Raw genomic sequence first — 24,035 nt, forward strand, 5'->3', positions numbered from 1 at the left:
CCCGTACTCTCCGCGGGGACCGACCGGTGAGCAATCTGCATGACAGGGAAGAGCACTGCCGGGAAGAACGCCCGGCCCGTCAGGAACGAGGCCCAGTACCGGCATGACCGAGCATTCGCTGGCCGACGCAGCCGCTACCCTGCGATCCACGACCCTGACCCTCCTGCGGTCTCCACTCAGCCGGGAGTGCTGGTCCTTCGTCTACGAGCGCGGACATCGATTCACCATGCCGGCGAAGTGGGCGGCGCTGCCGCGCCATCAGCAGATCGAGCAGCTCCTGAAAGCCGAGGACCGCCGCATCGCCAGCGGCACCACGTTCGCCCTCGACAGTGCAGCGGCGCAGGCCGTCAGTGCCGTCGCCCACAACCTGGACTTGCCACTGCCCTTCAGCGCCGAGATCCTCCCCGCGCCGTCGGGCATGATCGTGGCCGCGGATCCGTTGGTCGACCTGGCCTCGGGCACCATGGTGGCCATCAGCTGGGGGCCGCCCATGGACGGGTTCGGCGCCGGGGTGCACCTGACATGGTGGGGGCACGCGAACGCCCAGGATTTCCCCGGTGCCCCGACCGGCCGGGAGGTGATCCTGATGCCCGACTTCGACATGCATCTGCCCTTCGCCCCGCTCGTCGACGCCCGGCTGTGGCATCGCGAGGTCTCCAGCGGAGCCCTGTACTCGCAGGTGCCGCTCCGCGCGGTCGTCGCCGCCTGGTACGCCCTGACCACACCCGGAATCGAAACGGTCGAGCACCGGCCGGCGGCCGTGCACGGCCGCGCCTTGGCCGCGCAGAAGGCCAAGAGCCGCGGTGTGCGGATCGCGACTGCCGCGACCACCGGGGCCGCTGAGGCAGCCATCGTGGCACGCGCCGCGGACTTCGCGGCCCAGCTCCTGACCCCGTCCCCGGACGCTGACAGCCTCACCGGCTTCAACGAGGCCACACCCACCCCGCACACCGCGCCCCACGGTGTCTTCGCGCCCGAACACGACCACCAACTCGACGCGGAGGGACGCCGAACCGCGTTCCTCTACCGGACCGGTGCCGAGCACTGGCACCGGCTAGAACAGGAGGCCGCCCAAACGTACCCGGGCATCTTCGCCCAGTTGGAGGAGCTGAGGGCGCTCGAGCACGGCCAGTGGCGTTCCTGGTGTTGGGTCCCGGGCGAGCGGGTATCGGCGTGGCTGGTCCAGGCGCACGGGGCGACCGTGCGCCGCGCGGTGTGGGACGGGCCGCGGATCGCCGCGCTGGGCGCCTGGCGCAGCGGAGGGCGACACGCCCTGCTGGCCAATCCAACAGCGGAGCCGCACGGCCCGTCGACTCCGGTCCCCGCCGGGCTGCTGGCCGCAATGCCGGCCTGCGGGCTGGGGCTGATCCTGCCGGCAGGTCAGCGAATACGCCTCGCTCTCACCTGCCTGGACGACGGCCTGGCCGGGCGACAGGATCCGGATGACTACGCGGCTGCGAGCAGCGGCCAGTTGGTCGTGGTGTCCGACGAGGGTGAGCGGGCCCGCGGGCTGCGCGAGCTGACGAAGTACTCGATCTTCCTGACCGGGCAGACCCTGCAAGGTGCGGTGAAGGCCACTCAGCAGTACTTCGACCGCGCTGCCGTCCGCAACGGGCAAGCCCCGCAACCGGCCGACGACGCGGGGTGCGCGGAGCACGCCGTCGAGATCGGCTCCTTCACCGGGCCGTTGACGGCCATCTGCGCCTCCGGCGCCGTCCCCGCGGACGTCGGGGCGCTCACGGGGCGCAAGGAACCGGCGCCCTGGCCGCCGGAGCCGAGCCTACTCGCGGAGGTGCAGCTGTGGCGGCTGGCAGGAACCAGCGCGGCATAGCCACGCTCGCGAGCCGTCGCCCCGAGACGCCCCTCTTCGTGAAGCCGTGAACGGGCTCCTGCCGGGGCTGGCCTTGGCGTAGGCTCCGACGATCTGTGGGATGCGCGAGAGGGGCGACGTGAGCACGAAGTTCGCATCGGGTGAGGAACAGTGGCGGGCTCGGCTGGGAACGCTTCGCCAGGTCGTTCGACAGGAGGTGGTAGCCAGGCAGCTCGCGGTCCACCTTCCGGACGCGCCGGCGCTGCGGGTTCTCGACGTGGGCTGCGGCCAGGGAACACAAGCTCTGTACCTCGCGCGCCGTGGCCACGAGGTGGTGGGGTTGGACTCCTCCGTCCAGCTTCTTGGAGACCTGCGCAGGGCTCTGGAGTCCGAGGCTCCCGAGGTCCGTGAGCGTGTCCGGGTGCTCCAGGGAGACATCGGGAATCTCGCGGACCTGTTCGCGCCAGCCAGCTTCGATGCCGTGCTGTGTCAAGGCGTTCTCATGTACTTCGATGATCCACGTCCGGTCCTGACAGCTATCGCGCAGGTGACTGCACCCGGCGGGATCGTGTCGCTGCTGGTGCGCAACGGCAATGCCCTGGCGATGCGGCCGGGCCTGATCGGCGACTGGGACAGCGTTGAACAGGTCTTCGGGGGAACCGCCTACCTCAACCGCATCGGGGTGAGGGCCCGCGCCGACCGCCTGGAAGACCTGACGGCAATGCTCACGGAGGAAGGCCTTCCGGTGCGTGAATGGTACGGCGTTCGGGTCTTCACCGACGCCGCCCCCTCCGAGGCACCGGTACCTCACGAAGAGGAACTGAGCCGATTGCTGGCGTTCGAGGAGCAGGCCGGACGCACTGAGCCGTACCGCCGCGTGGGCGCCCTTCTGCATCTGATCGCCGTACGGCAGGACGGTGGAATGCCGAGCTGCTGAGGTCAGCCAGCACTGGCCTGATGGATGATCAACCCGGTCCGCGCTGCCGAAGATCACCTCGGCGAGCCTCGACACCTCCACGCCCTGCGCAGCGAACCGGAGTCGGTCAGGCGGAGGGCGATGCCAGGCCCCAGAAGACCAGGGCCTTGTCGTCGTGCGGCTTGTACCTGGGATAGAGCACTGCGTTCGGATCCTGGGCCTCCTCCTGATGCACGGAATCGACGACGGACGCGGGGCCGTGACTGCGGCATGCCTCGGCCAGGGACTCCCAGGTGAACATGCCGTACTCATCGACCGCGCAGGAGACGCCGTCGGTGGCGACCAGCACCGCACCGAGCTGATTGCGGTCCCACGAGTGCACCACGGCGTGGCGGCCCGCTTCGGGAATCGCCTCGGCGATCCAGTAGCCGCCCTCACGGTTGACCCACTGCATTTGGTGGGCGCGCAGGTCCTGCAGCAGCCGGCGATGACCGGCATCGAACCCGCCTCCGGATCGCAGCCGCTCCTGGTACTCCTTGAACGCCGCCTGTTGGCCAACCAGCGCGTGGAGCCGACTATCGGTCACCGCGTGCACGACACCCGACAGGTCCTGCGTCACCACCGGACTGTCCCCGAGTACGAGAGCGTCCACGCCGTCCCCGGTCGCCCGCACGATGGCCACCGTCGCCGCCGGCGAGGCCCCTGGAACCAGGCCGTGCCCCTGGACGACCTGGTCGATGGCTACCTCGAGGATCGAAGCGAGCGGAGCGAACGGGTCGCGGACAAGACCTTTCGCGAGGTGCTCGCCCAGGACCTGGACGTACCAGCGGCCGCGCGGTTCCTCGTCGGACACGGTACTGACCCCGTCCAGCACGATCACCGCGTGGTGCCCGACGATCCCGATGAGGTCTTCCGAGGGGCGCTGCACCGAACCTGCCCGCTCTCCCGTCAGAATGGTCGGCGTTCCCTCTGCGTACAGATCCAGCCCGGTGTTGAATTCCTGTGCCATGGCGTCCTCCTGCGGGTGGGTGGGCCTGCGGCCCTGTTCGGGGTGCGTGGATGCGCTGGGGGCGAGGAGCCGACGGGAACGGTCAGCGGATGTTGCTGATCAGGTGCAGTCGGGTACTGACGTTGAAGCCCAGTGCCGTGGCCGCCTTGGTGACCTCGGGCTGGCGAGCCAGAAGCGTGGCCGCGTCGCCGGCTTCGGGCATCATCCACACCCAGTCCGGATCCAGCTGGTGGTCCTGGACGAACCGCGCGGCCTCCTGCACCTGCTCGCGCCCTGCGACGACGAATTTGAAGCAGGCCCGCCCCGCGGCGCAGCGTTCGGCGAACGCAGCGATCACCGGTGGGCGGACGCGGCGCTGCAGCGGGTCGCCACCGCCCATCGCGGAAAGTTTCGGCGAGGCGCTGTAGTGCACGACGTGCCGGTCGGTGCCCTCGGTGGGAATGATCGTGGCGTTGGTCTCGATGTGCACCTTGATGCCCCGTCGGGTGAGCTGCTCCAGCATGGTGACGAACGCGCCGGTCCGCTGCCACAGCAGCGGTTCCCCGCCGGAGATGACGACCATGCGGATGTGCGCGGGGATGGAGTCCATGATCTCGGTGACGGGAGTCTCGGGATTCAGCGCGGGAATGTCGTAGCGGGCGCTGTTCCACGTCCGGCCGGTGTCGCACGGCGGGCAGTGAAGGTTGCAGTAGCCGAGCCGGATGAACGCGCAGGCCCGGCCCGTGAAGGGACCCTCGCCCTGGGCGACTTCGTGCCAGAAGATCTCGTTGACCGGCAGCAGCGTTTCCCGCCTCCTCGCGCGGGCCCTGTGGGGATCGGTGGGCGTCCCGGTGCGGGTGTCGGGACTGGGTGCGGCGGTCACGGCCGATACCCCGCCCACACGCCCGGCTCCGGGCTCACGCGTACCTCCGTCAATCCGGACAGGAGCCGGGCGCCCCCGGTGTACAGGTGCAGGGCCAGGTTCTCGATGGAGGGCGCGCTCCCAAGGACTTCGTCCAGGAAGGAGCCGGTCAACTCGTCTTCGATCCAGGCATGGACCGCCTGCTCCTGATCGGCTTCATCGAGACGGGGCGGGTCGGGGACGTACCTGAGAACGGCCGTGAACGTCTCCTGCGGACTGCCCTGGCGGCGTCTGGCGGTGAAGGAGACCTCTTGCTCCTGATGAAGCCCGATCATGTTGGTGTCCCTTCCACTGGCCAGCGAGGCTATGCCGACGCGCCTCGGGCCGGACTCTCATGCCCGGCCGCAGCGGCGTCAGTCGTGCAGTTGCAAAGATCCTGGCAGGTCCACTCGACCTGCGGGTGATGTCGAGCAAAGCCCCCAACAGTCCGGTCCCGGCGCGGTGTTCGCCGGTGCCGAACGCAGGACATGGTCGGCAGTCACGCAGCTGGACGCCCGGGCCGACGCTCCGGTGGCCACCGGCGGGACGCGACTGTGATGGTCGATGACCCGGGGCCGACGGGGACCTCAGTACCAGTCGGGATCCGTAGGCGTTGATCCTAGATGGGCACTCCGTCCTGCGGTGATGCCTTAGTTGAGCACACGTGGACTCGGTGGCCTGGGCCCGTGGTGATCATTTTCAAGGGATGCTTGCGGAGGGTGCGGGATAGGCGGCGGCGAAGCCACCGCGAGACGGTCAGGTGGCAGGCGGCGCCGGCCCTGGATATCGAGGTGGGCGCGGGCGGTCAGTCGTCAGTGTCGACGTCGGGGTGCGTGAAACGCAGGGGCTTGCCCAGCGACCGGGCGTAGGCGATTTCGGCTCGGGTGCTGGCTCCGATGTAGTCGCCGACTACGAGCACTTCATCAGCGAGCCGGACCTTCGCCCGGTGCAGATCGTCGAGTTGAACCTTCAGCGCCTCGGCGTCGACGGGACCGGACCAAAGCTCCTGTGGCGACTTCATGTCAAAGCCCGGTTTGACGACAATCCTTCCAGCTTTGGTCTCCCGCACATCGGCCTCGATCATCTCGGCCATGAAGCGAGTGGAGCCGCAGATCACGACGATACGCGGGAGGCTCAACAGCTTCTTCGCCTCTGCGAGCTTCTCGTCGGGGGTAAGCAGTTGCGGGTATGACACTGGTTCCTCCTGGACGGAGCAGATCCATCTACACGGGTGGCAGCAGCCCGCCGGGTTTGAAATTGCCGAATTGCCCTAAATTGCCGATCTAGTGCTGAGATGTGGGCTCGATTGCTGAACTAAATCAGTCCCCTACAGGATCCACCGTCTCCTCGCCCTCGTCGTGTGGAACCTCAAATCGGCGATAAAAGTCGTCAAGGGCCGCCTCAGAAACCGCCAGGGAATTGGCGTCCTGGCGCAGGTTCCGCTCCGCCAGCCGACGCAGCAGTTCCTCGCGGGGAACGGGGAAGTAGAGCAACCGCCAACTGCCACCGACCTCCTCGACCAGCTTCTTCCACTCGTCGCGGTCGCGCCGGAGCCACAGCCCGTGATCCAGCACCACGTCACGACCTTGCCCGACAAGCTCGGCCAGGAGTTGGCGGACCTCTGCAACCGCCCCGGCCTCCCGCTCGAAGTAGGAGGCCTCGGGATAGTCGACCCCATAGCGGCCGTGATCCCGCACAACGATCTCATCGACGGACAGCCGAACCAGGCCCGACTGCTCCAGCCGCCGTCTGGCATACGTGGTCTTTCCCGACCCAGTCAGGCCCACCAGCAGGTATGCCACCCCGGCACGCCCGTTCTGATCCACGCGTACTCCTTCGACTCGATCCTGCCTACCGTGACTGTCCCGGGGAACCAGCCTGCCATGCCGGTGGCATCGGGACCGGATCATCGGCCCCCTTCCCGCGGGTCGCATCGGCGCGGGGGCTGCCCTTCGGCGGGGAGGGCACAGGTCAGGCCTTGCCGCGCCGGCCCCTCAGCCCGCGCGGCAAGGAGTTCAAGCCGCCCGTAGTGCGCCGACGTAGATCCTCGGGCGTGCCTTGCGGATCAGGGCGCCGATTACCTCGGCCCGGCACCGCTGGCGTGTCGGAACCGGCTGCGCGGGGAGCCGGCAGGTCGCCCACACCGCCTTGCCGCGGGGCGTGCTGTGGACGCCCCAGCTCGCCGCGTAGGCGTTCACGAGGAACATTCCTCGCCCAGACTCGTCGTCGGGCTCGGCTTCCCGCAGAGCCGGGGTGACGCTGGAGCCGTCCAGGACCTCGACGTACACCTCCTCGCTCCGCGCGCACATGGCGATCGTGAGGAAATCTCCACTGCCGTGCAGGATCGCATTGGTAACCAGCTCGCTGACCAGAAGCGCGAAGGTCGACGCCACCTCCTCGTCGAACTGGAAGCCCCAGGTTCGCAGTTGAGCCACTGTGCCATGTCGCGCCGCGGCGACGGTGGCGGGGGTGGACGCCATGAACCAGCGGGCACCGAACCCGGACGTCATGACGCCTCCTCGCATCCGTCGTCGCCCTCGAACTCCGGGGACCACAGCGGGCTGTCCTCGAACTGCGGCGGCAACAGCCGGGCCGACTGCTGGGCAGGAGCGACGTCCGGGACCTCCGGAACCGCAGCCCAGCGGCGCGTGCCGGAGGCTGCTCCGGCCCGGGGGACGCCTCCGCCAAACGTGCGGCGAGGCAGAGCCTGGGCGGAAGGAGGAGCATATGGGGGCGATGTGGACACGACGGGTCTCCTGGCGGACGGCAGCGGCTGGTGCCGCTGCCCGGCCCGAACGGGGGGTCAGGCCGGGCAGCGGGTCTGTGGTCGGCCGACTCACTCAGCAGGGCAGTGTGCACACGACACGCCGTCAACCGACCCATACACCATCGCCGTCCGACGCCGGCCGAACCAGGGCATGAAGCGGCCATAGACCGGCCACAGACCGGCCGGGGAACTCCGAAGACGGTAGATTTCCCGCCACCTGCTGCACACCGCGCCCGCTTGAGCCCTACGGTGAGTCACATGAGCAGTCAGCAGGGGGAACGGTGAGGACTCCAGGCAACGAAAAGCTGTTCGCGGCGACGGTCGCGAAAGGATGGTTCTCCCAGGAGGCCGCAGCCGACGGCATCAGCGAAGCCGGCCGCGCAGCCTTACGTGACCCAGAATTCACCATCGGGGTGCGCACTTACCGCCGTTGGGAGTCCGACAAGCCCGCGTGGCCGAGACCTCCCCACGCCACGGCGTTACGTGAGGCCTTCGGTCGGGGCCCGGAACACCTCGGCTTCCAAGCACCGGGAGGCATCGAATTTGACGTGGGCTCAGGGGTCGTGCAGATCATCGACCCCGTGAACCGTCGTCAAGCCCTAACCGCCGGCGCGGCCGTCCTCGGCCTGCCCTGGCTCGCCCCGACCTCCGCGTCCGCCGCCCCGGCCCGCGCGCTGGATACCCGCGTCGGCCGCGACGAGATCGACGAGCTACAGGCCACAGCCACCGACCTGGATGCCCTCGATCAGCAGTTCGGCGGCGACCGGCTGTGGCGCGTCGCGCGCTCGCACCTACTGCGGATCCACCAGCTGATAGACCACGGCACCTACACCGAGGACGTCGGGCAGGAACTGCACGTCATCGCCGGTCAGCTCACGACCTCCCTGGGCTGGTACTCGTACGATGCGGGCCGCGCTGTGGAAGCCCGGATGTACTTCTCCGAGGCTCTGAACGCGGCGATGCTCACCGGCGACGAGGCCCTGGCCACGCGCACCCTGTCCAACATGGCCAGGCAGGCCGTGGACCTGGGCAAACCCCGCGAAGCGGTGCGCTTCGCGAAGATCGCCCAGAGCCATGCGGATACATGGGACTCCACCCCGCGGGTTGCTGCACTGCTGGCCATCCGCAAGGCCCAGGGCTACGCGCGCCTTGGCGACGAGATGAACTGCAAAGCCGCCATCCGCCAGGCATGGAAGTCCTTCGATCGCGGCACTGACGAAAAGGACCCCCAGTGGACCTCGTTCCTGAACGAGGCCGAGCTCGTCTGCCTGGAAGGCATGTGCCGCCTGGACCTGGGCCAGAACAAACTCGCGATCCGGCTCCTGGACCGCTCCTCGGCGCTTCAGGACCTTGAGCACTCGCGGAACCGCGGCATGTGCCTGGCCAAGCTCTCCTACGCCGCGCTCCAGGACCGCGACGTGGACCGGACGGTGGCGAGCGCCCGTGAGTCGGTCCAGCTCATCAAGGGAGGCATGACCTCCACCCGCAACCTGCACCAGCTCGTCCTGGTGCGCGACGGCCTGAGCCACTTTCCCCGCCACCTCGAAGCCCAGGACACCGTCGAACTACTCAACCAGCACATCGCCTGAACTACCGAGCTCTGGAGAAGTCCCCGTGCCCGCCCTGCCCGACCTGAATGTCACCCACCATGACCCGACCTCCGCCAAGGCGCTCGCGGAGAGCCTGATCGCTGTGTACGCCGAGGTGTACGACGTGCCCCCATACCTCGATGACCCCTTCTTCTCCGTAGAGACCTACGCCGACCGGCTGCGGACCGCATTCGACATGCACGGCTTCGAGGTCGTTACCGCCGCCCTGGCCGACACTGGACAGCTCGTCGGGTACGTCCACGGCGTTACCCTGCCCGCCGACAAGCCATGGTGGATCTCCCTGGGCGACCGGCGCCCCGCCGACGCCCTTGCCGCTGCCGAGGCCGACCAGGTGTTCTGGCTCCGCGAGATCATGGTCCTGCCCGCCTTCGGGAACCGGGGCATCGGCCGCGCGCTGCACGACTCCGTCGTCGCCGGCCGGGCGGAGCCGTGGACGACCCTGACCTGCATCACCGACAACCAACCGGCCCGCGACGCCTACCCCCGCTGGGGCTACGAGGTGATCGGCCCCATCCGGCACGCCCCTGAATCCCCGCTGTACGACGCGATGATCCTTAGGCCCTGAGTCCAGGGCGGCACTCGCCCCAACCCTGCATGATGTGCATGCACCGTCATCCATCCGATCGCCCAGTCGCGGCACCGGAGCCACCGGCCCGCGCTTCCTCTGCTTCAACGCATTGAGCCGAGGGGGATCCTCGCGATGGAGTCCCATGTGATGGTCTTGGCCTCGGCATCAGCGAATACGTCACGGGCCACCGGATCTCACGATCTTGTCCCCTCCGCTCCGATGCAATCCTCGGTCCGCCTCTCGGCGTCAGGGATTCCTGGAGGACGCGCGTCCCGTGGTGCGGGCAAGCAGGGTCCTGACGTGCAGAGCGGCGTGCAGGTTGCGGGAGGAGCCGGTGGCGGTGGCGACCGCGAGGGCCTGGGAGAGGAGGTGGGCTGCGGCCTCCGGTTCCCCTGACGCGGTGTAGGCGTGGGCGCTGGCGGTGAGGACCTCGGCTGATCCGCGGACCATGGTGGGGGGCCAGGCGGCGCGGGCCTGGTCGAGTGCGGTGCGGCTGCGCAGGAATAGCGAGGGGGTATCGCCGCCGAGGCGGGTGAGGGTATGGCCGGTCCATTTGCCCAGTTCGGCGGCGCTGAGGTAGCCGATGTACGGGGGGACCTCTCCGTCGTCGGCGCGTTCCAGGAGTGTCCAGGCGGTGTTGAGATCGGCGCTCGCCGCTCGCGCGTCGCCCAGACAGGCGTGATGGTACGCGCGTACGGCCCGCAGCCAGGACCGGACCGCGGGGTGGGCTCGCTGATCGGCGAGGCGCAAGGCCTTGTAGGCCAGGGCGAGGGCTTGGCGGTGATGGCCCTGGTTGGCGAGGATCCGGCTCATCTGGCCCAGGAGGTTGGCGCAGGACGCGACGTCGCCGGCCTCCTGGGCGTGTTCGGCGGCCCGCTGGTAGTGGCAGGCAGCAGTGTCGGCCATGCCGAGGTCGTAGGTCAGGAAGCCGACGAAGCCCCCGGTATCGGCGGCCAGCGCCGCGGTCTGCCGCCGGGCGGCGCTGGTGCGGGCGGTGGCGTGCCAGGCCAGGACCTGGCGGTGGTGCTCGACGGCGGGGGCATAGACCGCGGCGCTGGCCGCACAGGTTGTCGAGTCTGCCGTGGGCCGCACGCAATGCGAGGTGAGCTTCCATCAGCTCCTGTCCGCCACTCAGCTGTTCGGCTGTCGCCAGACCCGCGACCGCGGCGACGCCGCCGGTGATGAGGAAGTCTCTGCGCCGCACGTCGTCCCACTCTCCGAAGAGGTTGTCCACGGTGCCAGGCACGCCCTGGCCGGCATTTCCATCATCGCCGTCTCAGGACTCGGTGGCGAGACGCACCAACTGGCCCTCTGTGCGCAGACACGAACACAGGGGGCGTTATGCCGGAAACCGGTCGGGAGACCTTCGCCGAGGTGCTCCGGAGTCTGCGCGGCGAACCCTCTCTGCACGAGCTGGGACGGCCGTCCTCCCTGCGGTCTGGAGCTTGAGCTTCAACTTCCCCAATCAGCCTCACGTTGAGGGGTAGAGTCGGTACGTTGACTCGCCATGAGGCCGTTTGTATACCAGCAGGGCCAGGACACTTGGGACGCGGGTTCCCTCGTTCACGCCTACGTGGCCGTAGATTTCGGACACCATCCGGAGCTGTTAGAACTCGTGCGCGGTGTCCGTGCCGCGACTGGGGACGACCCGCTCACCCATGTCGGCGACGACTGGTTCCACATCACGCTCTACCAGCTGAGCGAGACGCCCGCCTCGAAGATCACTGATGCTGAGCGGCAGGCCCTCGCCGCTGAGCTGACCACGCAGCTTCGGGCTGTCGACCCCTTCACGATCACCGCGGGCAGCCCGCTCGCGTACGGCACCGGCATCATCTTCGACCTCGGACCGGACGAGCCGCTGAACGCCCTACGCAACGCCACGACCAGGGCCTTCGAGAACGTGCGAGGACCAGAGGCGACGTCCTACGACACCGGCGTGCTGCACCTGACCGAGTCGTACGCAACCGCCGAAGTCACCCTGGACCACTACCACCAGATCCACCGTCGCCTGCGACGGGTCCGGCCCAGCCACGCGCCGCTGCACATCGCCAGCGTGCAACTGGTCGACGTCTTGGCCAACAGCGAGCAGAAGACCATCACCTGGAAGACCCTTGCGGAGATTCCGCTAGGCGACCGGGCGTAGCCCGTACGACGATGTCGGCGCGGGACGACGGTATCGAAGGCCGCGGCGCAACCACGACCCGGACCTATTTGAGCGTATCTGCGCCCCAGAGTGCGGATGGCTGGACCGGGTGGGAAGACCCCGCCGAGCTGCGGGTTCGGCTGGACGTAGCAGTGGAGGAGATCGCCGGGCTGCGTGAGGAGAACACGCGGCTTCGCTCCCTCCTCGGCCCGGTAGCGGACTCAGTCCCGGCCCACGACGCCGAGTCCGAGGAGGCCTCGCCGCAGCTCGTGCCGGAGCCGGTGGTCGTGCTACTGCAGATGCTGTCGCCATCGGGACTGCCCTACGCGGACGCCTCCTCGGGCGGGCAGGAGAAGTTGGCTCTGTTCCGGGCCCTGTTCGTGGGGCGGTCCGATGTCTTCGCCCGTGGGTGAACAAGAAGGGCCGGTCCGGGGGGAGCTGGTAACGCAGAAGCCGCCGTGGGAACTGCGCGAGGGGGAGGAGCGGGTGCTGCCGACGCTGTCGGACCAGGCGATGTACGACCACCTGACCCGCCCCGAGCCGCGTACGGAGAAGAAGTTCGAGAAGCTGCACGCGGGACTGTACCCGCTGCTGCTGGACGACACCTGCCAACTGCTGGCCTGCGACTTCCACCGGATCTGGGCGCGAGTTCCCTATTCGAGGGCTGATGCGCGTTCGTCCAGTTCCTCGACTCCGGGTACGTCCCGTAGCCGGTAGAGGCGGGCGCGAATGTCGTGGACGGCGTCCTTGACCTTGATGGAGCGGATGCCGTCCGCGCAGTCGAGGAAGTCGGTCCAGGAGGCGAGGGCGCCGTCCACGTCGTCCTGGCGGAGCCGGACGGTGCCGAGGTCGGCGAGGACGATGGCGCGGGTGCGCCGGCGGTCGAGGCCGTGGATGTCGAGTGCGTGGTGGAGGTGGTCCTGGGCGCTGGTGTAGTCGCTGAGCTGGGCCAGGATCATCCCGGCTTCGTGGGCCCAGCGGCCGATGCTGTAGTGCGAGGCCCAGGAGTCGCTGGGGGCGCCGGTGGCGCGCTCGATGGATGTCTGCGAGTTGGTGAGCGAGCGGGTGGCGGTGGGCCGGTCACCGTCCAGGGCGGCGGCGTTAGCGAGGGTGGCCTGGTAGTAGGCAACCGCGCGGGGGTCGTCCAGGTTCTTGGCCTGGTTGACGCAGTCCTCGGCTATCCGCACGGCGGTCGTACGGAAGCCGAGGTCTATGGCCTGGACAGCGAGTCCGCGCAGGGCGGTGGCGGCGAGTTCGGCGTCGCTGGCCTCGGAGGCCAGTCGGAAGGAGTGCGCGTAGTACTGCTGGGCAGCGTCCTGGTTGCCCTCGTCCTGGGCCATCCAGCCAGCCAGGTGGACGAGCTGGGAGGTGGCGGCGAACAGGTCGCGGCCGACGGCTTCGGTCCACGTGCCGTCCAGCCACGGGGCGACGTCCTCGTGGAGGTAGCGGACGGCAAGGTGGCGGGCGTGTCCGCCGCCGAGCTCAGCCGCAGCGTCGCCGAGGGACTTGGTCATCTGCCGGACGGCCGCGACTTCGCCCCGGCCGACCTGGACCGTCCCTGCGGATTTCAGGCGGACACGGCGGAGAAGGCCCTCCGGATCGGGCAGTCCCAGGGCCGCGAGCGCGTACGCGCTGGAGGCGGCCACGAATCCCCGGCGATCCACCACGTCCCTCCGGCTCAGCTCGATGACGAGTCCACCGTATCGCCCGGCGCCGGGTCTTCCGGCGCGGTTGGCGAACCATCACCCGGATCGGGTAGCCGCAGCTCCAGGACCTCGACCAGGTACGGCAACCAGTACGTCGGGACGCGTCCACCGAGTTCCCACCGCGAGACCTGGTCACGCCCTGGACCGGCGGCTCCCTTGCCCTCGGCCTTGCCGAGCTCCTGCCCGAGCCGTGGCTGCGACCAGCCCCTCTTCTTCCACGCGGCCCTGATGAGGGCCCCGATCGGTGCGGTAGCCGCTGACACGGCACCCTCCCCTTGGCCTGCCAGGCCGACGCTGGCCGACAAATGGCCGACAAATGGCCGACGACTGGCCTACACCCTGGCAGCTTCTGCTCCTACGTGCACGGTCGTTGACTGAGAGTCAACTGCTGACGGTCGGCCAGGACGCTCGTTGGCCCGGCGGCTCGTGCCCCACCCCTCGAGGTTCAGGAGGCAGGTCGTGCGCATCCTCGTTGACGGATTGGACATGTCGGGCAAGACCACCCTGGTCACCACGCTCGTCAAGACACTCGAGGCCCGGGGGTGAAGATGCCGTGGTCGGGGAGTGAATCAGAGCGTCCGCGTTGAGCCTTCATGCTGGGCCACGGCAGCTACGGGAGTCAGAGATCCCAATGCCGCCGTTCGGCCAGCCAGCGCAGCACCACCTCCCCACTCCAGGTCTGGTGCTGGCGCAGCCACGGGGAGCCGAAGTCGGGGGTCGGCTTGGCCCCAGAGGAGATGAAGTAGCCGCTGATCGCTGCCAGCGCGGAGTCCAACTGCTCGGGTGTCGCGGTGCGGGCGGCGGGGTGGGCGGTGAACAGGGCGGATGCGTTGTAGCCGTCGGCGTGCGCGGTGGCGAGCAGCAGGGTGAGGTCGAACCAGGGGGCTCCCAGGGTGGGCCAGTTCCAGTCGCAGATCGACGCTTCGCCGGCAGGGCCGATAAGTACGTTGTCGCGGCGTAGGTCGTGGTGCAGGACGGACTCGCCGGCGGTGTCCTTGGCCCAGCTGGATTCCAGGTCGGCCAGCGGGCCGATCAGGGAGCGGGGGAGCCAGCGGGGCAGGCTATTTGCCTGGCCGGTGTTGCTGGCGCGCTGGCGCCACTCGTCGAAGTCCCCCTCTTCGTGTAAGGGCTTCAATCCCAGGTCGAGCAGGGCCTGCGAGGGTTGGGCGAGTGCTTCGGCGGTCTGTGTGCAGGCTTCCAGGGTGGCGGCGAGCTCGTGGGACTGCCATGGATCCGTCGGCATCCGCGCGTGGTCGAGGGTGTCGAATGCCAGGACTACCCAGGTGTCGGCCTCCTCGATCCACCTCAGCCGGGGCGCCGGCACACCGGGCGGTAGTGCCTGGTTGATCAGCGCCTCCCGGCTGTAGCAGGAGGCGATGAACGGGTGGGTCGCCCCGTCGACCGCCTTGACGAACTGCCTTCCTGCGGGTCCTTCGAGGACGGCGGCGAAGCCTGGGGTGAAGCCGCCGCCTGCCACCGGCCCGGGTTCTACCGGGCCGCCGAGCTGTTGTTCGACGATCCTTCGTACATGCTGGGGAAGATCGGTCCAGGCCGGCCGCACTGCGGTGGAGTCGTAGCGCGGCCGGGGCGTGAGCGTGGTCTGCATGCGGTCATGGTGATGGGTCAGTTCTGAAGATCGCTATCGAGTTTTCCTGTGCCAGGGACCCAGGTTGGCAGCCTCGTGGGCCCCTTGGCGGTCGTCGTGGTAACGCGGCCGTCAAGGGGCCGGTGGCAGGTCCGTGCACCCCAGCCACGGCTGGAGCACCTCGGGGACGCGAACAGTTCCGTCGGGTTGCTGGTTCTGTTCAAGGATCGCCGGAAGCAGGCGGCTGGTGGCCAGGCCCGAGGCGTTGAGCGTGTGGACGAAGACGGGCTTGCCGTCGGCGGGACGGTAGCGGATGGCGCCGCGGCGCGCTTGGTAGTCGCGGGCGTTGGAGACGGAGCTGACCTCGACGTAGGTGTTGATGCTGGGGAGCTAGACCTCGATGTCGAAGGCCTTGGCCATCGCGGAAGTCGTGTCTCCTGCAGCCAACTGGGTGACTCGGTAGTGCAGGCCGAGGTCTGCCACCAACTGCTCAGCCTTTCGAAGGAGCTCCTGATGGGCTGCCTCGGAGGCGTCGGGCCGTACGAACTGGAACATCTCGACCTTGTCGAACTGGTGCCCGCGCAGGGTTCCGCGTTCGGAGGCGCGGTAGCCGCCGATCTCCTTGCGGTAGCAGGGCGAGTAGGCGAAGTACTTTCGCGGCAGTTCGGCGTCAGTCAGGGTCTCGTCCCGGTGGAGGTTGACCAGCGCAGTCTCCGAGGTCGGCAGCAGGAACCGGCGTGGCCCGCTTTCGCCGGGCTCGACGACGAAGACCTCGTCGGCGAACTTGGGGAACTGGCCAGCTGTGTACCCGGCCTCGTAGGTGAGCAGGTGTGGAGGCAGGATGAACTCGTAGCCGTCGCGAAGATGGGCCTGGACGAAGAAGTTGAGAAGCGCCCACTCGAGCAGGGCTCCGTTGCCGCGGTAGATCCAGTGGCCGGTGCCGCCCAGCTTCACGCCCCGCTCGTAGTCGATCAGCCCCAGTCGCTGGGCGAGGTCGATGTGGTCCCTGGGGTCGAAGGGGAACGCCGGCGGGTGCCCGGCCGTGCGCAGGACCTTGTTGTTCTCCTTGCCGCCGGCGACCACGTCGTCGTCGGGCAGGTTCGGCAGCTCATCGAGGAAGGCGCCCCGGGCGGCCTCCAGCGCAGCGAGACGCTCCTCCGACTGGACTAGGTCGGCGCCGACCGCCTTCGCTTGTGTACGCAGAGCGGCGATTTCCCCGTCGGCGCGCCGGAGCCGGGCGACCTCAGCAGAGATCTGCCTGCGCTCGCCGCGCAGGTCGTCCACTGCGGTGCGCGCCTGACGGTACTCCTGGTCGAGCTTGAGGAACGATGCGAGGTCGACCTGCAGGCCGCGTTTGGCCAAGGCATGCTGCACACGCTCAGGGTGTTCGCGGATCAGGGTGATGTCCAACATGGGCAGTGGCTCCGCTCGGGTGGTCGATCTTCGACGTGATCCCTTGGGAGCGCGGGCGAGAGGGGACTCGCGGTGCCACCGCGCCTTCGCCGCCAACAGGTGGCGGCCTCGACTCGGCTCGGTCACGGGAGCCACTCGGCGGGGCATTGGGCTGTGCGGCCGTTCCTCCCCGCACTCCGGAGGGGATTCACCCCGGGGTGCGATGCTGCCCTCTCAGCTACCGGCAGCTCTCTCAGCTCGCATGATCCCGCGGCTACTCGTCTCCATCAACGCGTTGGCCCGAGAATAGGGCGGCCCGGCTCGGTCCAGCAACGAAGATACTCAGCGTGGTGCGGAAATTCCTTCGCCATTGCGCGACGCGTGGATCTTCCTCGGAGAGTTCGCCAATGTGGTTGCAGCCATGGCGGGCGGCTCACGGGCGGCGCCGTTCAGGCGCGTGGTAGCCCCACGCTGGACACCGTTGGGCCCGGTCCAGGACGCCCCTGGGTATAGGGAAACTGGTAGAGCTCATAGCGCATGCCGAGGGCCGACCTCGCATGGCAGCACCGAAACGTGATAGCACTCCGGGGAGATCACAGCCGCACAGCCGCCCAACGGTGCCGCGCCGGGAGCGCCGAGACGCTCACGGCTCCAGGCGGCCCAGGGCCGCGTCGATCCGAGCCAGGACCCGCTCACGGGCCAGCGCCTCAAGGGACTCGAACAGCGGCAGGCCCACCGTGCGCCCGGTAGTCGCCACCCGGATCGGGGCCTGAGCCTTGCCCAGCTTCAGACCATTCTTCTCGCTGACCGCCTCCAGGACGGCCTTCAGCTGCTCCGCCTGCCAGGTCGCGTCGGCCAGCCCCGCGCGGGCGTCGCGCAGAATATCGGGCGCACCAGCCTTCATCGCCTTCGCCCACGCCGTCTCGTCGTTCACCGGCTCGTCCAAGAACAGGAAGTCGACGTAGGCGGTGATCTCCGACAGGATCGTGATCCTGGTCTGCGCGAGCGGTGCGACGGTGTCGAAGAGCACCTGGTCGAACGCGTCCGGCGACCAGGTGGCGTGCGGGAGCGTCAGCCACGGTGCGCAGGCGGCGGCGAAGTCGGCCGGGGCCAGCGCGCGGATGTACTCGCCGTTGAACGCAGCCAGCTTCTTCACATCGAAGAACGCGGAGGAGCCGTTGACGGCCTTGATGTCGAACAGCTGCTCCAGCTCCGGATAGGGGCGGATCTCGCGGTCCTCGCCCGGGCCCCAGCCCAGCAGCATCAGGTAGTTGACCATCGCCTCGGGCAGGTAGCCCTCGGCGAGGTAGTCCTCCAACGCGACCTTGTCGCGGCGCTTGGACAGCTTCTGCCGCCTCTCGTTCACGATCACCGGCAGGTGCGCCCACACCGGCGGCGTCGCGCCCAGCGCCTCCCACAGCAGCTGCTGCTTCGGGGTGTTCGACAGGTGCTCCTCGCCCCGGATCACCTGGGTGATGCCCTCGTCCAGGTCATCAACGACGTTGGCAATCAGGAACACCGGCGAACCGTCACCCCGAGCGATCACGAAGTCCTCGATCGCCGAGTTAGGGAACGCCGGCTCACCACGGATCAGGTCCACCACCACGGTCGTGCCCTCGTCCGGGGTGCGGAACCGCAGCGCCCGCCCCGCCTCGTACGTCAGCCCCCGGTCACGGCAGAAGCCGTCGTAGCCGAGCTGCACGGAACCGGTGCGCTCAGCGACCTGCTCACGGGTGCAGTCGCAGTAGTACGCACGCCCGGCGGCCAGCAGCTGCAGCCCCGCCTCCTTGTGCCGCTCCGCGTTCTGCGACTGGAAGTACGGGCCCTCGAACGCCGGGTCGGAGTCGCTGATGCCGATAGCGGCGAGCGCGCTGACGATTCCGTCGACCCACTCCGGCTGGTTCCGCGCGCCGTCGGTGTCCTCGATCCGCAGCACGAACGTGCCGCCCGACTGTCGCGCCACCGCCCAGTTGTAGAGAGCCGAGCGGGCACCCCCGACGTGGAACATGCCAGTCGGAGAAGGGGCGAAACGAACACGAACCGGGGCAGCAGACATAGAGGAATCCTAGCGATTTCCTGGTCGCACGTGCTCCAGCAATCACTCCCGCGCACAGGCTCGCGACCCTCGGGGAGACGGCCAGGGTGATCACCGTCTCGGAGCCGGCCATAGCCTTTCGTCGGATGGTGCGTGGAGGTCGTCGAAATGTCGGTGGATCCGGAGAAGCAATCCGCCCTACCGTGGGAGCGTTGGGGCGCAGGCCTCTGGCCGAGGTCCACAGCCTGGCTGCACAGGGTTCGGCTGCGTTACCCCCTTACGGCAGCTGGCGTGCTTGCTCCCTTCAGACAATCCGGTCTTCTCATGGAAACGGCCCAGCTCCTATGCCCACGGTTCCCTCGCTCGCCGCAGCAGTCCACCAGCGCGTCGCCGACGCCATCACCGCCGCTCTGCCCGAGGGCGAGGCACCAGCGTCCGTGGACCCCCAGCTGCGACGAAGCGACCGGGCCGACTTCCAAGCCAACGGAATCCTCGGCATGGCCAAGCAGCGCAAGAGCAATCCGCGCGAGCTCGGCGCCCTCGTCCTGGAGCACCTGCGCGACGACGACGTGATCGCCGCCCGCGAGCTGTCCGGTCCCGGGTTCCTGAACCTGACGATCACCGACTCCGCGATCACCTCCCGGGTCGCCGCCCGCTCGGCCGACGCGCGCCTGGGCACTCCCACCAGCCAGCGGCCCGGCACCACGGTCATCGACTACAGCCAGCCGAACATCGCCAAGGAGATGCACGTCGGCCACCTGCGCTCGACCATCATCGGCGACGCCCTCACCCGGATCCTTGAGTTCGGCGGCGAGAAGGTCGTCCGCCGCAACCACATCGGCGACTGGGGCACCCAGTTCGGGATGCTGATCCAGTTCCTGGCCGAGCACCCTGAACAGGACCAGGACGCGGATCCCGCCGCAGAGTCCGACGGGCCTTCGATGTCGCGGCTCAACCGAATCTACCGTGCCTCACGGGTTCTGTTCGACAGCGATCCGGAGTTCACCGACCGGTCCCGTAAGCGTCTGGTCGCCCTCCAGTCCGGCGACCCGCAGACCCTCGCCGTCTGGGAAGAGATGGTCCAGGAGTCCAAGCGCTACTTCGAAGCCGTCTACCAGCGCCTGGACGTCCTGCTGGAGGACGCTGACGCGGTCGGCGAGAGCGCCTACAACCCGATGCTCGCCCAGGTGTGCGAGGACTTGGAGAACTCCGGCGTCGCCGTGCGCTCCGAGGGCGCGCTGTGCGTGTTCTTCGACGACATCAAGGACCCTGACGGCCGGCCCTTGCCGCTGATCGTCCAGAAGAGCGACGGCGGATACGGGTACGCGACCTCCGACCTCGCCGCCATCCGCGACCGCGTCGACGTCCTGGGCGCAGCCCGCATGCTCTACGTCGTGGACGCCCGTCAGGCGCTGCACTTCCGGATGGTCTTCGCCGCCGCCCGCCGCGTCGGCTGGCTGCCCGAATCAGTGGACGCCCTGCACCTGCCGTTCGGCACGGTCCTGGGGAAGAACGGCAAACCGTTCAAGACCCGCTCGGGCGACACCGTACGACTGATGGACCTCCTCGACGAAGCAGTCGACCGCGCCCGCACCGTCGTCGCCGAGAAGAGCCCCCACCTGGCCGAGGAGGAGCTGGACGTACGCGCCCGCCAGGTCGGCGTCGGCGCGGTCAAGTACGCCGACCTCTCCACCTCCCGGACCCGCGACTACGTCTTCGACGCGGACCGCATGGTCTCCACGACCGGCGACACCGGTACCTACCTCCAGTACGCCAACGCCCGCATCCAGTCGATCCTGCGCAAGGCCCCCGAGGACATCGCTCCCGCCGCGCACCCCGAGATCGCCCTGGAGCCGGCCGAGCGCGCTCTGGGACTGCTACTCGACGAGTTCGGCGAGACTCTCGCCCAGGTCACCGACTCCTACGAGCCGCACCGCCTGTGCGCCTATCTCTACGCGGTGGCCTCGGCCTTCGCGACCTTCTACGAGAAGTGCCCCGTACTCAAGGCCCCCAGCCGGGCGGTCACCGAGAACCGACTCCTACTCTGCAGGCTGGCCGGACAGACCCTCACCACCGGCATGAACCTGCTTGGCATCACCGCCCCCGAGCAGCTTTAGCCAAGTCGGTGGCAGCGCGGTCCCGCGATTGCGCTGCCACAGTCTGCGGCCGACTGCCGGGCTCATCGGCTGCCGTCCGCTTCTGTGACGGGACAGGTGACTTCAGTCGGACAGCCGTCCCAGCAGGGCGCCTTGACCGGACTGGAGGATGTGGGCCGCCTCCAGCGGGATCCAGAAGCACTCGAAGGGAGTGGGCTCCTGCTCGCCGTCGTGGTCCTCCTGGCTGATCCATCGCTCTGGGGTGGGCTCGGTCAGTTCCAGGTGGAAGACGTGTCGGTGCTGGATCTCGAGCCGGTACGGACTGATGTCGTACTCGGTCTCGCCCAGTTTGCGAACGATCTTGAAGCCGTCCAGGCCCGTCTCCTCCCGGACCTCGCGCATGGCGGCTGCCTCCGGGGTCTCCCCGGGCCGAATGCTGCCGGCAGGGACCTGGATGCCGACCTCCTCGTAGCTGTAGTCGGTGTGCCGGAACACCAGCAGGCGCCCGTCGTGCACTACGTAGACGAGGACCTTTTCCTTGGTGACCTTCTCGGGCACCGCGACAACCTGCGCCTGCATGAGTTCAATCCGTCCAGTCGAGTTGGGAGTCGGGGAAGCCGATGCTGCGGGCGTGCTGGGTCGTCTGCTCGCGGCCGGCTCGGTCGCCTCGGCTGTAGCGGAAGACCTTGCCTGGGAAGACGACGTAGACGTCGCTGTCGGTGTGGAAGTCGGCGTACCAGCCGGGTGCGTCCAGGATCTCGGCGAACCGCGCGGCGAGCTGGTCGGCCTCGACCTGCTCAGCACGAAAGTTGATCAGTGTCCACGCCTTCGGCTGGTCCGCAGTCGCGTCTGTGGCGGCTACCCGCCGCACGCTGTCCAGTGTCAGTGGAATTCCGGACAGCTCTGCGCCGAGCTTGATGCTCTCCGCGATCAGCACACCCTCGATCATGCCCATGGTGCTGAACGCTACCGGTGACGGCTCCCTGTAGCTGATGACTGACCGGCGAATGTGGCGGCGGGAGGAGACCGGTCCCGCCGCGATGCCTCGTCAGGCGGCCTTGCGGCCAAGGGTCCGCCTGCGGGCGGCCACCGGGAGACGGAGGAGGTCCGGCAGCGGTGTGCCGTGCTCAGCCCACAGGCGTAGCCGGTCCCGGTCCACCCAGTGGACGTGGTGCTTCTCGCCCCATGCCTTCGCGTCCCGGGTGAAGGAGCCGTTGGTGACCACGACAGCGAATCTCGCGCCGTGTACGGGTCCGGCGGTCCCGTTCACCTGGTACATGACCTGGGAGCCGACCTTGCCGCCAACCTTTGTGTGCTTGGCCTGCAGGACGATCCGGCCCCGAAGGGGATCCTCGGCGATGACGTCGGCGGCCTGGTCGCCCTGCTGGCCGACCTGGCGGGCGGTGCAGCCGTCGCGGATCATCAGGTCGCGCAGCGCGAACTCGAACTGCTGGTCGTCAAGCGCGTCAATCTCGGTGAGCGTGAGCCGCAACCGTGCCAGGTGCTCGGCACGACGGCGGTCGGCCGCGACCCGTCGCCGCAGCCGCAGCGCCCCCACGACCAAGGCGCCTGCCATCAGGGCGGCCAGGATCGGCCAGCCGGCGACGAGCAGGCGTCCCAGGACAGCGGCTGCCTGGACGAGCCACACCAGCAGGACGAGCACGATCACTCCTGCTGCGACCCGTTCACCGGCACCCCGGGGCATTCGCCAGCGGCGCCTGCGCCGTGCCATCAGTGTCCAACCGCGGCAGAAGCCGACGCGGACGCGGAGGGGCTGGGCGGGGTGGTCGTGCTGCCGGCGGCCGTGCCCCCAAGGTGGGTGACGACCCAGAAGCCAGCGACGGCGATGGCGGCGATCACCCAGCCGCTGGTCTTCTTCCGGCCCGACCCCGGGTTGCGCCGTACGTGGCTGCGGACAGTGTGGAACCCGGGATCGGGCATCGACTTCCCCCTCAAAGCGGCAGGACACCCGACGCGTCCTGTCATTAGGTTCATTGGAGCAGCGGCCTCCGACAATTCCTGACGGATCATCATTGCTGGGTGCTGCCCAGAGCTGGGAATCAGCCAGCAGCACTCCGTCGTGGAGCAATGCCCGCGCCAAGTCGCCGGAGAACGGAGTCATGGCGCTGACCAGGAGTGACATAGGATGCCCGTTGAGTAGTTGCCTCTGCTGCCGTTCTCGCCGGATTTGCGAGGTCCGGGCGCCCTTCGGCCGTTGAGCTGCGGCGATCGGAGGATCACGGTCGTGGACGATAGTTGTCGTGAATATGGCAGTTCCCGGGCCGCACGCGGACGCCGGAACACCCGACATCAGCCAGCGGCCGCTGCCCGATATCCGTGCGTCCGCTTCTGCCACGGTCCGACGTGCGGGCCCCTGGGCCGAACTCCGGCCGGGGTGTGGCGCTCTCTGATCTACGAGGCTCGGCACAGCGGCACGATCCGGCTGGAGAGCCACCGTCTCGGCAACACGGGCGGCATGAACGACAGGTACGGCGCGATGGCGGCCATCCTGGTGGCGGCATCGGTCTGGGCGCCTGACTCGCCCGCCCGGGTCAGGGGCCTGTAGTGCGTTCGACCTCGCACTGCAGCATCCGCAGTTCGACCTTGAAACCTCCTGCGGGCCAGCCGCATCTGACAAGACCCCGATCTGCCAATGCAACAATCTTGCCCATCCCGACCTTAGAGGAAGTCCATGCCCCCCGAGTCGTTCCCCCACCTCACCCACGCCGCTCAGCTGGCCCTGCTCGACCGCACGACCCGGGCCGCGCTGACCGAGCACTACGGCCTCGACGGCTCCCATGTTCTGATGGAGGTCCAGCAGTACGAGGACAACGCGGTCTGGCGCGTCACCCCTCCCGGCCATCCCTCTTTCGCCGCCCGCCTGTCCGTACGTGACGGCCGCCCCGCCCACCAGCAGCGTAGCGAGATGCGGTGGCTGGAGAGCCTCGCCCAGGCCAGCACGGTTGCGATCCCCGAACCGGTCACCAGCAGCGACGGGCAGTACGTCGTGGACGTCGAGGTCCCCGGCCACGACGAGCCCTCCACCTTGGCCGTGCTGCACTGGCTCCCGGGCACCGCGGAACCCCCCTACCGTCGACCAGGCGTGGCCGAGGACATGGGAAGCGCCACCGCCCACCTTCACGCGAACGCCGCCGCCGTGCCGATGTCGGAGTTCGACCGGCCGACCTGGGACGCCGAGACCATTCTGCTCAAGGGCCACGCCCTGACCGATCCGCAAGCGGCACGGCAACTGGGGACCGAAGGGCTGGCCGCGCTCCGCGAGCTGGCCGACCGGATCACTCCGGCTCTCGCCGAGGGCGGCCAGGCGGATCGCGGGCGCATCCACGGCGACCTGCATCGCGAGAACATGATCGAGCTGCCCGGCGGCGGCGTCGGCATCATCGACTTCGACGACTGCGGAACCGGTGTGTTGACCGAACTAACTTCGCTGTTTATGCAGGTCAGGGGCTATGTCTGCTAGCGTCCCGCCATGCCCGATGAACGCCGTCCCGGAAGGG

The 24,035-nt window shown here is 68.6% G+C and carries 26 protein-coding genes; 10 read left to right on the forward strand and 16 right to left on the reverse strand.

Annotated features, from left to right (window positions below):
• The first annotated feature begins 103 nt into the window (after positions 1 to 103).
• Positions 104 to 1,831, forward strand: coding sequence for a hypothetical protein (locus tag ABH941_RS24000; RefSeq protein ID WP_370131520.1), 1,728 nt, complete (start codon positions 104 to 106; stop codon positions 1,829 to 1,831).
• A gap of 118 nt (positions 1,832 to 1,949) precedes the next feature.
• Positions 1,950 to 2,747 carry a class I SAM-dependent methyltransferase gene (locus ABH941_RS24005; RefSeq protein ID WP_370131521.1) on the forward strand — a complete coding sequence of 266 codons (798 nt, stop codon included), beginning with the start codon at positions 1,950 to 1,952 and terminating at the stop codon, positions 2,745 to 2,747.
• 106 nt (positions 2,748 to 2,853) lie between these two features.
• Here ABH941_RS24005 and ABH941_RS24010 read toward each other — a convergent pair whose 3' ends face one another.
• From ABH941_RS24010 to ABH941_RS24035, 6 genes are all read right to left on the reverse strand, one after another.
• On the reverse strand, positions 2,854 to 3,735 hold the full coding sequence (locus ABH941_RS24010; RefSeq protein WP_370131522.1) for a protein phosphatase 2C domain-containing protein: 882 nt from the start codon (positions 3,733 to 3,735) through the stop codon (positions 2,854 to 2,856).
• Between the two features lie 82 nt (positions 3,736 to 3,817).
• Positions 3,818 to 4,597, reverse strand: coding sequence for a 7-carboxy-7-deazaguanine synthase QueE (locus tag ABH941_RS24015; RefSeq protein WP_370131523.1), 780 nt, complete (start codon positions 4,595 to 4,597; stop codon positions 3,818 to 3,820).
• A complete protein-coding gene (locus ABH941_RS24020) occupies positions 4,594 to 4,911 on the reverse strand; it encodes a hypothetical protein (protein ID WP_370131524.1) in 318 nt (105 codons plus the stop codon). Before ABH941_RS24020 ends, ABH941_RS24015 begins: the two co-directional genes overlap by 4 nt.
• A 509-nt stretch (positions 4,912 to 5,420) precedes the next feature.
• Positions 5,421 to 5,810, reverse strand: a complete 390-nt coding sequence (locus tag ABH941_RS24025; RefSeq protein WP_370131525.1) for a hypothetical protein — start codon at positions 5,808 to 5,810, stop codon at positions 5,421 to 5,423.
• Between the two features lie 124 nt (positions 5,811 to 5,934).
• On the reverse strand, positions 5,935 to 6,441 hold the full coding sequence (locus ABH941_RS24030) for an AAA family ATPase (RefSeq protein WP_370131526.1): 507 nt from the start codon (positions 6,439 to 6,441) through the stop codon (positions 5,935 to 5,937).
• Positions 6,442 to 6,630: 189 nt separating this feature from the next.
• Positions 6,631 to 7,125 carry an ATP-binding protein gene (locus ABH941_RS24035; protein WP_370131527.1) on the reverse strand — a complete coding sequence of 165 codons (495 nt, stop codon included), beginning with the start codon at positions 7,123 to 7,125 and terminating at the stop codon, positions 6,631 to 6,633.
• A gap of 838 nt (positions 7,126 to 7,963) precedes the next feature.
• On the opposite strand from ABH941_RS24035, the gene ABH941_RS24040 reads away from it, so the two are divergent.
• Together ABH941_RS24040 and ABH941_RS24045 are read left to right on the forward strand one after the other, a co-directional pair.
• On the forward strand, positions 7,964 to 8,971 hold the full coding sequence (locus ABH941_RS24040) for a hypothetical protein (protein ID WP_370131528.1): 1,008 nt from the start codon (positions 7,964 to 7,966) through the stop codon (positions 8,969 to 8,971).
• 25 nt (positions 8,972 to 8,996) lie between these two features.
• Positions 8,997 to 9,557 (forward strand): GNAT family N-acetyltransferase, encoded by a 561-nt coding sequence (locus ABH941_RS24045; RefSeq protein WP_370131529.1) that lies wholly within the window; start codon positions 8,997 to 8,999, stop codon positions 9,555 to 9,557.
• Between the two features lie 249 nt (positions 9,558 to 9,806).
• On the opposite strand, the gene ABH941_RS24050 is transcribed toward ABH941_RS24045, so the two are convergent.
• Positions 9,807 to 10,652, reverse strand: coding sequence for a hypothetical protein (locus tag ABH941_RS24050; RefSeq protein ID WP_370131530.1), 846 nt, complete (start codon positions 10,650 to 10,652; stop codon positions 9,807 to 9,809).
• 415 nt (positions 10,653 to 11,067) lie between these two features.
• Here ABH941_RS24050 and ABH941_RS24055 point away from each other — a divergent pair, with 415 nt between their 5' ends.
• The 3 genes from ABH941_RS24055 to ABH941_RS24065 all read left to right on the forward strand — a co-directional run bounded on the left by ABH941_RS24055 (position 11,068) and on the right by ABH941_RS24065 (position 12,420).
• The gene (locus tag ABH941_RS24055) at positions 11,068 to 11,703 is read left to right on the forward strand and encodes a 2'-5' RNA ligase family protein (RefSeq protein WP_370131531.1); all 636 of its coding nucleotides are present in this window, start codon (positions 11,068 to 11,070) and stop codon (positions 11,701 to 11,703) included.
• Positions 11,704 to 11,855: 152 nt separating this feature from the next.
• Positions 11,856 to 12,116 carry a hypothetical protein gene (locus ABH941_RS24060; protein WP_370131532.1) on the forward strand — a complete coding sequence of 87 codons (261 nt, stop codon included), beginning with the start codon at positions 11,856 to 11,858 and terminating at the stop codon, positions 12,114 to 12,116.
• Positions 12,109 to 12,420, forward strand: a complete 312-nt coding sequence (locus tag ABH941_RS24065; protein WP_370131533.1) for a hypothetical protein — start codon at positions 12,109 to 12,111, stop codon at positions 12,418 to 12,420. The genes ABH941_RS24060 and ABH941_RS24065 overlap by 8 nt, the downstream gene beginning before the upstream one ends.
• Here ABH941_RS24065 and ABH941_RS24070 read toward each other — a convergent pair.
• The 5 genes from ABH941_RS24070 to gltX form a co-directional block, all read right to left on the reverse strand.
• Entirely contained in the window at positions 12,357 to 13,367 is a 1,011-nt protein-coding gene (locus tag ABH941_RS24070; protein ID WP_370131534.1) for a tetratricopeptide repeat protein, read from the reverse strand. The two genes, ABH941_RS24065 and ABH941_RS24070, sit on opposite strands and share 64 nt — an antisense overlap.
• Positions 13,368 to 13,381: 14 nt before the next feature.
• Positions 13,382 to 13,672 carry a helix-turn-helix domain-containing protein gene (locus ABH941_RS24075; protein WP_370131535.1) on the reverse strand — a complete coding sequence of 97 codons (291 nt, stop codon included), beginning with the start codon at positions 13,670 to 13,672 and terminating at the stop codon, positions 13,382 to 13,384.
• Positions 13,673 to 14,028: 356 nt separating this feature from the next.
• Entirely contained in the window at positions 14,029 to 15,015 is a 987-nt protein-coding gene (locus ABH941_RS24080; RefSeq protein WP_370131536.1) for a phosphotransferase family protein, read from the reverse strand.
• Positions 15,016 to 15,384: 369 nt separating this feature from the next.
• A complete protein-coding gene (locus ABH941_RS24085; protein WP_370131537.1) occupies positions 15,385 to 16,407 on the reverse strand; it encodes an aminoacyl--tRNA ligase-related protein in 1,023 nt (340 codons plus the stop codon).
• Between the two features lie 622 nt (positions 16,408 to 17,029).
• Positions 17,030 to 18,394: a glutamate--tRNA ligase gene (gene gltX, locus ABH941_RS24090; protein WP_370131538.1), complete on the reverse strand. Its 1,365-nt coding sequence runs from the start codon at positions 18,392 to 18,394 to the stop codon at positions 17,030 to 17,032.
• Positions 18,395 to 18,765: 371 nt separating this feature from the next.
• Here gltX and argS point away from each other — a divergent pair, with 371 nt between their 5' ends.
• Positions 18,766 to 20,538 (forward strand): arginine--tRNA ligase, encoded by a 1,773-nt coding sequence (argS, locus tag ABH941_RS24095; protein WP_370131539.1) that lies wholly within the window; start codon positions 18,766 to 18,768, stop codon positions 20,536 to 20,538.
• Positions 20,539 to 20,640: 102 nt separating this feature from the next.
• Here the strand turns inward: argS and ABH941_RS24100 are convergent, their stop codons facing one another.
• The 4 genes from ABH941_RS24100 to ABH941_RS24115 all read right to left on the reverse strand — a co-directional run bounded on the left by ABH941_RS24100 (position 20,641) and on the right by ABH941_RS24115 (position 22,458).
• A complete protein-coding gene (locus ABH941_RS24100; RefSeq protein ID WP_370131540.1) occupies positions 20,641 to 21,096 on the reverse strand; it encodes an NUDIX domain-containing protein in 456 nt (151 codons plus the stop codon).
• A 4-nt stretch (positions 21,097 to 21,100) separates the two neighbouring features.
• A complete protein-coding gene (locus ABH941_RS24105) occupies positions 21,101 to 21,472 on the reverse strand; it encodes a hypothetical protein (protein ID WP_370131541.1) in 372 nt (123 codons plus the stop codon).
• A gap of 93 nt (positions 21,473 to 21,565) precedes the next feature.
• The gene (locus tag ABH941_RS24110; protein ID WP_370131542.1) at positions 21,566 to 22,186 is read right to left on the reverse strand and encodes a restriction endonuclease; all 621 of its coding nucleotides are present in this window, start codon (positions 22,184 to 22,186) and stop codon (positions 21,566 to 21,568) included.
• A 62-nt stretch (positions 22,187 to 22,248) separates the two neighbouring features.
• Positions 22,249 to 22,458: a hypothetical protein gene (locus tag ABH941_RS24115; RefSeq protein ID WP_370131543.1), complete on the reverse strand. Its 210-nt coding sequence runs from the start codon at positions 22,456 to 22,458 to the stop codon at positions 22,249 to 22,251.
• A 454-nt stretch (positions 22,459 to 22,912) separates the two neighbouring features.
• On the opposite strand from ABH941_RS24115, the gene ABH941_RS24120 reads away from it, so the two are divergent.
• Both ABH941_RS24120 and ABH941_RS24125 read left to right on the forward strand, forming a co-directional pair.
• Positions 22,913 to 23,083, forward strand: coding sequence for a hypothetical protein (locus ABH941_RS24120; RefSeq protein ID WP_370131544.1), 171 nt, complete (start codon positions 22,913 to 22,915; stop codon positions 23,081 to 23,083).
• A 126-nt stretch (positions 23,084 to 23,209) separates the two neighbouring features.
• Positions 23,210 to 23,998: a phosphotransferase enzyme family protein gene (locus tag ABH941_RS24125; protein WP_370131545.1), complete on the forward strand. Its 789-nt coding sequence runs from the start codon at positions 23,210 to 23,212 to the stop codon at positions 23,996 to 23,998.
• The last annotated feature ends 37 nt before the right edge of the window (positions 23,999 to 24,035 follow it).

This window comes from Streptacidiphilus sp. EB103A, assembly GCF_041261405.1.
GTDB lineage: Bacteria > Actinomycetota > Actinomycetes > Streptomycetales > Streptomycetaceae > Streptacidiphilus.